Raw genomic sequence first — 6597 nt, 5'->3', positions numbered from 1 at the left:
GACCTGCCAAGCACGTCACATTGCCTCCTCACGACAACACCCTGGCGCGGGGTGGAGCAGCCCGGTAGCTCGTCAGGCTCATAACCTGAAGGTCACAGGTTCAAATCCTGTCCCCGCAACCAACGATCGAAAAACCCCACGAGGCTCACGCCTCGCGGGGTTTTTCGTTGTCATGGCTCGGTGCCGTTCTCAGGCTGCCGTCTGACCAAGTCCCGGAAGGGGAGGGCGCGTCATGCTCCGCCCGCCTCGGCCGGCTCGTGCTCGGCGAAGACCGCCTTGGCCGCGAACAGGCCGTTCAGCGCTGCCGGGAAGCCGGCATAGACGGCCATCTGCATCATGATTTCGATGATCTCCTGGCGCGAGAGGCCGACATTCAGGCCTGCGGCGATGTGGACCTTTAGCTGTGGCGCCGCGTTGCCCATCGCCGTCAGCGCCGCGATGGTGGCGATCTCCCGGGCGCGCAGGTCGAGGCCGGGGCGGGTGTAGATGTCGCCGAAGGGAAACTCGATCAGGTAGGTGGCGAAATCGGGCGCGATGTCCACGAGCGAGGCCACGACCGCCTCTCCGGCGTGGCCGTCGATCTCAGCGAGCGCCCGCCGCCCGCGCTCCAGCCGGCTTTCGCCGGCGCGGTGGTGCTGTGTCATGCGTCTGTGTCCTCTCGTCGGAGCCGGCATAGCCGGCGATCTTGGTGTCGAGGACGAGGAGACAGGCCTGCAACTCGGCGATGTGAGCGCGGACGCGCTCGCGATGCTGCTCCAGCACGTCGCGGCGCTCGGCCTCAGTGGCGACGCCTCTTTCCCGCATGGCCGCGTAGCGCAGCATCTCGCGGATCGGCATCCCGGTCGTCTTGAGACGGTCCAGGAATGCGATCCAGGTGAGGATCGACGCGTCGTAGTCACGGTGGCTCGACCGGTCCCGGTCGGCGTAGGGGATGAGCCCGATCCGCTCGTAGTAGCGGATGGTATGGGCGGACAGGCCCGAACGCTTCGCGAGTTCACCGATCTTCATGAGCGCCTTTCCCGCCTCGACGCATTCGAAGCTAGGGGTTCGAGTGCGCTCTCAGTCAAGCGGCGAGGACAGCGCGGCGCGATCGCCCTCGAGGAGGAGGGCGTCGCCCCGGAAATCGACCTGTCTCGGCGCGCCGGACTTTGCTGGTGGCTCCGCTCACGCCTCCGCCGGGGCGTGGGGGACGCCGTCCCGGGGCTCGCCCTTCTTCTGCGGCCGGATCCGGTACCAGCCGACATAGAGGGCCGGCAGGAAGAACAGGGTCAGGAAGGTGGCCGCGATGATGCCGCCGATCATCGCATAGGCCATCGGCCCCCAGAAGACCTCGCGGGCGATCGGCACCATGCCGAGGCTCGCGGCGGCCGCCGTGAGCAGGATCGGGCGCATGCGGTGGCAGGTCGCCTCCACCACCGCGTCCCACGGGCTCATCCCCTCGGCCGCGAACTCGTCGATCTGGGTGACGAGGATCACCGCGTTGCGGATGATGATGCCGATCAGCGCCAGGATGCCGAGGATCGCCACGAACCCCATCGGCGCGCCCGACGGCAGCAGCGCCGCGACGACGCCGATCAACCCGAGGGGGGCCACGCTCGACACCAGGAACAGCTTCTGGATGCTCTGGAGCTGCACCATCAGGAAGAACGCCATCACGAGCAGCATCACCGGCACCACCGCGGCGATCGGGCCCTGGCCCTTGGCGCTCTCCTCGACCGCGCCGCCCGTCGCGAGGTCGTAGCCGGCGGGAAGCTCCTGGCGGAACTGCGCCATGGCGGGTTCGAGGGCGGAGACGATCGTCGGCGGCTGGGTCGCGTCGGTGATGGCGGCGCGCACCGTGATGGTCGGCATCCGGTCGCGGCGCCAGACGATCGGCTGCTCGAGGTCGTAGTGGATCTTCGCGAAGGCGAGCAGCGGCACCGTCGCGCCGCCGGCGGTCGGCACCTGCAGGCTCTGGAGCGTGTCGACGGAGCGGCGCTCCGGCCCCTGCGCCCGGCCGACCACGTCGACGAGGTAGATCGCGTCGCGGACCTGGGTGATCGTGGTGCCGCCGACGACCCCGTTGAGGATGCCGGCGATGTCCTGCGAGGTCACGCCGAGCTGGCGCGCCTTGTCCTGAAGGATCTCGACCCGCAAGACCTTGCCGGGCTCGTTCCAGTCGAAGGTCGGCAGGCCGACATGCGGGTTCTGCGCCACCACGTTGGCGAGCTTGAGGGCGTGGGCGCGCACCACCTGGAGGTCGGGGCCGCTGATCCGGTACTGGATCGGCCGGCCGACCGGGGGACCGAGATCGAGGGGATGGATGAACGCGTCGGTGCCGACGAACTCGCGTCGCGCCAGCTCGTTCAGCCGCGCCATGGTGCGGTCGCGGGCCTCCAGCGACACGGTCTCGATCACGATCTGGCCGAAGAACGCGTTCTGCAATTGCTGGTCGAGGGGCAGGTAGAACCGGATCGCGCCCTGGCCGACGTAGGAGCTCCAGCGCTTGATCTCGGGGTCGCCCTTTAGCGCCGCCTCGAACCTGTCCATCTGCGCCTTGGTCTCACTGATGCTGGCATTCTGCGGCAGGGTCAGGTCGACCAGGACCTCGGGCCGGTCGGAGGAGGGGAAGAACTGCTGCTGCACGTGGCCCATGCCGACGACCGCGAGCGCCAGCATCCCGATGCAGACCGCGACCGTGACCCAGCGGTAGCGCATCGCCGGCAGCAGCAGCGCCCGGAAGGCGCCGAGCAGGCGGCTCGGTTTCTCGTGATGGCCCTTCATGGTCTTCGGCAGGATCTTGACGCCGATGAGCGGCGCGAACAGCACCGCCACCACCCAGGAGACGAGGAGCGAGGCGGCGATCACCACGAACAGCGAGTACGTGTACTCGCCGGCCGCCGAGCCGTTGAAGCCGATCGGCAGGAAGCCCGCGACGGTGACGAGCGTGCCGGTCAGCATCGGGAAGGCGGTCGAGGTGTAGGCGAAGGTCGCGGCCTTGTGCAGGCTGTCGCCGGCCTCCAGCCGCGCCACCATCATCTCGACGGTGATCATCGCGTCGTCGACGAGGAGGCCGAGCGCGATGATGAGCGCGCCGAGCGAGATGCGCTGGAGCGTGACCCCCATCACCTCCATGACGACGAAGACGATGGCGAGCACCAGCGGGATCGAGAACGACACGACGAGGCCGGCGCGCACGCCGAGGCTCAGGAACGACACGACGAGCACGATCACCACCGCCTCGACCAGCGCCTTGGTGAAGCCGCCGACCGCCTCCTCGACGATGCGCGGTTGGTCCGAGACGAGGTGGATGCCCACCCCCACCGGCAACTCGGCCTCGACCTGGCGCATCCGGGTCTTCAGCGCCTCGCCGAACTGGAGCAGGTTGCCGCTCTGCTGCATGGCGATGGCGAGCCCGATCGCCGGCCGGCCGTTGTAGCGGAACAGCGATTGCGGCGGGTCGGCGTAGCCGCGCTCGATCTCGGCCACGTCCGAGAGGCGGAAGAAGCGGTCGTTGACCCGCAGGTTGATCGCCTTCAGGCTGTTCTCGTCGGTGAACTGGCCGCCGACGCGGACCGAGACCCGCTCCGGCCCGGCCTGGATCACGCCCGACGGCGCCACCGCGTTCTGCGCCTGCAGGCTCTTGATCAGCGATTGCACGTCGACGCCGAGGCCGGCGAGCTTGCGGGTCGAGAAGTCGAGGGAGATCACCTCGTCCTGGGCGCCGATGATCTGGGTCTTGCCGATGCTCGGCACCTTGATGATGCGGGTGCGCACCGTCTCGACGTAGTCGCGGAGTTGCCGCATCGACAGGCCGTCGGCGGTGAAGGCGTAGACGTTGCCGAACACGTCGCCGAACTCGTCGTTGAAGAACGGGCCCTGCATCCCTTGCGGGAAGGTGCCCTTGATGTCGCCGAGCCGCTTGCGCACCTGGTAGAACAGCCACGGGATCGTCTGCGGCGGGGTCGTGTCGCGCAGGTTGACGAACACCGTCGCCTGGCCGGGCGTGGTGTAGCTCTTGGTGTAGTCGACCGCGCTGATCTGCTGCAATTCCTTCTCGATCCGGTCGGTGACCTGGTCGAGGGTGTCCGCGATGGTGGCGCCGGGCCAGGTCGCCTGCACCACCATGGTCTTGATCGCGAAGGCCGGATCCTCCTCGCGGCCGAGCTTGCGGTAGGACATCGCACCGGCGACGATCGCCACCACCATCAGGAACCAGACGAAGGAGCGGTGCGACAGCGCCCATTCGGAGAGGTTGAACGACTTCATCGGGCGCGGCCTCGCGCTGGAACGGGATGGAGCTGCGGGCCGCACCGGGCCGCGCGCGAAGGATTCAGAGCAGACCGGAGGCGGCGAGGCGCACCGCCTGGCCGTCCTTGAGGCTGTGGACGCCGGCCGTCACCACGGTCTCGCCGGCCTTGAGGCCCTCGGTGAGCGTCACCGCGTCGTCGTCGCGGGCGACCACCGCGACGTCGCGGCGCGAGACCGTCTTGCCGTCGGGCGCCACCACCCAGACGCTGGTGCGGTTCTCGGCCTCGAGCAGCGCCGTCGCCGGCAGGGTGATGCGCGGCGGGGTGGGGCGTTCGAGCGCGACCGTGATGGTGGTGCCGAGCCGGAACGCCTCTGGCGGATCGATCAGCGTCATGCGCACCCGGCGGGTGCGGGTCGCCGGGTCGGCGAGCGGCCCGATCTCGCGGACCCGGCCCTTCGCGGTGATCTTCGGGGCGGCCTGGAGCGTCACGGTGAACTCGGTGCCGGCCCTGATGCCGGCCATCAGCCCGTCCGGGATGTCGACCACCGCCTCGCGGATGTCGGGCCGGGCGAGGGTGACGACCGCCTGGCCGGCGCTCACCACCTGGCCGATCTCGGCGTTCCAGGCCGTCACCACCCCGTCGACGTCGGCCTTCAGGGTGGCGTAGCCGAGTTCGTCGGTCGCCTTCTGGAGGGCGGCCTTGGCTTGCGCGAGGCGCGCCGCCGCGGTGTCGCGGCTCGCCACCGCGCTGTCCAGCGCCGCCTGGGTGACGTTGCCGCCCTCGAACAGGGTGCGCTGGCGCGCCTCGACGGCGCTCGCATTGGCGAGCTGCGCCTCGGCGTCGGCGACGTCGGCCCGCGCCCGGGTGACGGCGAATTGCTGCACGGTGGGGTCGAGGGCGGCGAGCCGCGCCCCCTTCGGCACGAGGTCGCCGACATAGACGTCGCGGGCGACCATCCGGCCCGGCACCCGAAATCCGGCTTGCGTCTGGTAGCGCGGCTCGACCGTGCCGGCGAAGGGGCCGAAGGTCTCGGCGGTGCGGATCTCGACCCTGGTGGTGAGGACCGGGCGCACCGGGGGCGGCGCCTCGGCCTCCTTCGCCTGGCAGGCCGCCAGGGCGAGGAGGACGGCGAGAGCGGGGACGTGCCTCATGGCGCGACCTCGCCGACCACCGCGACCTTCTGGCCGGGGCGCAGGAGCTGGATGCCGGCCACCACGACGCGCTCGCCCGGCGCGATGCCGTCTGCCAGCACGATGGCCGAGCCGGCGTAGCGCTCGATCGCGACGGTCTTCGGGGCGACGGTGCCGCTTCCCGGATCGAGCACCCAGACCGCCGGCTTGTCCTGCCAGCGAAACAGCGCGCTCCAGGGCAGGCTCACCGAGGGCTTGGCGCGGAAGCGCCCGAGGCCCGCCACCGTGGCGCCGAGCGACATCTCCGGCGGCACCTGGGTAAGGCCGATCTTCACCCGCACCCCGCCGGAGGACGGATCGACCGCCGGCGAGATCTCCCGCACCGTGCCGGTGGTGCGCACCCTTGGATCCGACAGGAGGATGATCTCGACGGTCTTGCCCTCCGGCGGCTCGGCGAGCAGCGTCTCGGAGACGATGAACACCGCGTCGCGCGGCCCGTCCTGGGCCAGGGTGAACACGGTCTGGCCCGACTGCACCACCTGGCCGGCCTCGGCGTTGCGCGCCGTGATCATGCCGGCGACGCCGGTCTTCAGCTCGGTGTAGGAGAATTGCTCGCGGGCATTGCCGAGCGCCGCCTTGGCCGATTCGACCGAGGCTTGCGTGGTGCGCAGGGTCTGCTCGGCCTGGTCGTAGGCGGTGCGGGTGGTGTAGCCGCTGCGCATCAGCGATTGCTGGCGCTCGAAGCTCACCTTGGCCTGGGTCAGCAGCGCCTCGGCCGAGGCGAGCGCGGCCTGCGCGGTGTCGACGTTGACCTGCTGCTCCTGCGGCTCGAGCCGGGCCAGCACCTGGTCGGCGGTGACGTGCTCGCCGACCTCGACCAGGCGCTCCTGGATCTTGCCGCTGACCCGGAACGCGATGTTGCTCAGGAACTTGGCCTGGATGTCGCCGGTCAGCACGACCTGCTCGGCGACCGGCACCAGCGCGGCGGTCACCACCCGGACCTGGGCCAGGGCGGGATCCGTCCTCGGTACCTCGTCCTTGGCCGGGAAGGACGCCTCGGCGAGCGCCGGGCTCGCGAGGAGCAGGGCGGCCAGGCAGGCGGCGCCCCGCGGGATCGGGGTGGGTCTCATGAGGGTCGCGCGCACCGGTCAGGTCTCGAAGCAGCGGGAACGTACAGGATGGACGAGCGGAAACAACGTGAAACGAAACGACGTGAAGGAGCGGCCGCGAGGGGG

General features: G+C 70.1%; 5 protein-coding genes and 1 tRNA gene. 1 reads left to right on the top strand and 5 read right to left on the bottom strand.

Annotation, left to right across the window (positions count from 1 at the left end; genetic code table 11):
* The first annotated feature begins 45 nt into the window (after window positions 1-45).
* Window positions 46-122: transfer RNA gene (locus ACS5PV_RS29155), tRNA-Met, on the top strand.
* A 108-nt stretch (window positions 123-230) separates the two neighbouring features.
* Here the strand turns inward: ACS5PV_RS29155 and ACS5PV_RS29150 are convergent.
* The 5 genes from ACS5PV_RS29150 to ACS5PV_RS29130 all read right to left on the bottom strand — a co-directional run bounded on the left by ACS5PV_RS29150 (window position 231) and on the right by ACS5PV_RS29130 (window position 6492).
* A complete protein-coding gene (locus tag ACS5PV_RS29150) occupies window positions 231-644 on the bottom strand; it encodes a carboxymuconolactone decarboxylase family protein (RefSeq protein ID WP_455398828.1) in 414 nt (137 codons plus the stop codon).
* A complete protein-coding gene (locus ACS5PV_RS29145) occupies window positions 583-1008 on the bottom strand; it encodes a MerR family transcriptional regulator (RefSeq protein ID WP_455398827.1) in 426 nt (141 codons plus the stop codon). Before ACS5PV_RS29145 ends, ACS5PV_RS29150 begins: the two co-directional genes overlap by 62 nt.
* A 156-nt stretch (window positions 1009-1164) precedes the next feature.
* Window positions 1165-4248, bottom strand: coding sequence for an efflux RND transporter permease subunit (locus ACS5PV_RS29140; RefSeq protein ID WP_455398826.1), 3084 nt, complete (start codon window positions 4246-4248; stop codon window positions 1165-1167).
* Between the two features lie 64 nt (window positions 4249-4312).
* Complete coding sequence (locus ACS5PV_RS29135) at window positions 4313-5383, bottom strand: efflux RND transporter periplasmic adaptor subunit (RefSeq protein ID WP_455398825.1); 1071 nt, start codon at window positions 5381-5383, stop codon at window positions 4313-4315.
* A complete protein-coding gene (locus ACS5PV_RS29130; protein ID WP_455398830.1) occupies window positions 5380-6492 on the bottom strand; it encodes an efflux RND transporter periplasmic adaptor subunit in 1113 nt (370 codons plus the stop codon). Before ACS5PV_RS29130 ends, ACS5PV_RS29135 begins: the two co-directional genes overlap by 4 nt.
* Window positions 6493-6597 lie beyond the last annotated feature (105 nt).

The organism is Methylobacterium sp. Gmos1, assembly GCF_053764715.1.
Note: the sequence above shows the minus strand (reverse complement) of the source record. Positions and strands in the feature narration are given on the sequence as shown.

What these genes read in the sequence shown, in the direction of transcription:
- ACS5PV_RS29135 (WP_455398825.1), bottom strand. Translation starts at nt 5,383, where the DNA reads ATGAGGCACGTCCCCGCTCTCGCCGTCCTCCTCGCCCTGGCGGCCTGC.
- ACS5PV_RS29130 (WP_455398830.1), bottom strand. Translation starts at nt 6,492, where the DNA reads ATGAGACCCACCCCGATCCCGCGGGGCGCCGCCTGCCTGGCCGCCCTG.
- ACS5PV_RS29140 (WP_455398826.1), bottom strand. Translation starts at nt 4,248, where the DNA reads ATGAAGTCGTTCAACCTCTCCGAATGGGCGCTGTCGCACCGCTCCTTC.
- ACS5PV_RS29145 (WP_455398827.1), bottom strand. Translation starts at nt 1,008, where the DNA reads ATGAAGATCGGTGAACTCGCGAAGCGTTCGGGCCTGTCCGCCCATACC.
- ACS5PV_RS29150 (WP_455398828.1), bottom strand. Translation starts at nt 644, where the DNA reads ATGACACAGCACCACCGCGCCGGCGAAAGCCGGCTGGAGCGCGGGCGG.